This window comes from Oleiphilus sp. HI0132, assembly GCF_001635845.1.
Window position 1 is genome coordinate 1 of sequence record NZ_LWGJ01000354.1, and the last position, 1,178, is coordinate 1,178.

At 46.3% G+C, this 1,178-nt stretch carries 1 protein-coding gene; it reads right to left on the bottom strand.

All coding sequences use genetic code 11. The annotated features are described in order from the left end of the window. Window positions 1-239: 239 nt before the first annotated feature. On the bottom strand, window positions 240-1,178 hold a 939-nt coding region (locus tag A3766_RS04360; RefSeq protein ID WP_082907031.1), incomplete at its 5' end, for a JmjC domain-containing protein.

A 1,178-nucleotide genomic window follows, 5' to 3' on the forward strand; every position in this document is an offset into this window, starting at 1 on the left:
TGAACAACTTGGCTTTCAAACAGCATCAGGCTTTAGGCGCTTTTTCAAAGCCGAATTTTCACAAACACCTATAGAGTTTCTCGAAAAGCATTGTTCAGGAAAAATTTGTTCCAATCTTGAAAACTAGGCGTCACCTTCTCCGCCTTTTTAATCTGGATATTATTAACGAAGATAGTAAGTCAAGCATGAGCTAGCTCAAACATAGCTCGAAGCACCTAGCGAGGCACAGTGACCTCNGCCTACAAATCTCCGAGCACTAATGCACCGCTTTCCAATAAGTTGGCAATAACGCTTTTATCCTGTTTATCTGAAACTAAATCTAGTATTCGCTGACGACAAAGATCTTGTCTGTCGGCGAGTTCTTCAGCCAATGCGGCTGAACATTTATAAGAAGTACCATCAACATAAAGCAGACACTCCTTGAAGGTGGTATAGGCAAAGCGTGAAGCAGGGTTACGCTGAATTAGCTCACCCTCACCAAGGAGCGACTCCCAATCCTCAATACTTTCGCCGACAAGCTCAAGCTCAGGATACTTCCTTTCCGTTACATACTCCCCTAGCCAGTTTGCAAGCAAGGTCTCATTGGTCAAGGCCTCGCTCAACATTTCACGCAAGCGAGTGATAGCAGCTTCAGGGATATTACCTCGGGCAGCTTTTAAAGCCTCGATGCTATCCTGATAACGCTCATCCTCTTTCAAGCCCTCCAAAGCTGCTGTCGCTACACCGTCGACAATATCTCGAATGCTCGGAGCGCGAAAACCAACTGAATAGGTCATGCTGTTTTCTACAGAGACTCCTAAGTGCGCATGCTTGGCGGGAATGTAAAGGATATCACCCGGTTCCAAGGTTACTTCCAATTTAGGCTCAAATTCAGTCAGGATACGCACAGAGGTATCTGGTACCAATTCACTGTCGGCGCTACAAACCTGACCTACTTGCCACTTTCTGCTCCCCTCTCCTTGAATTAGAAAGACATCAAAAAAGTCATAATGCTGGGAAACGGTTCCCCCAACCGGCGCATACGAAGCCATTATGTCATCCAGACGCCAGCTCGGTAAGAAATCAAAAGACCTTAAAATCTCCGCCACTTCAGGTGACCACTGATCAAGACCTTGAACCAGAAGCGTCCAATCCCTCTTGGGTAGAGTAGGAAACCGGCTTTCTTCAAAAGGCCCACA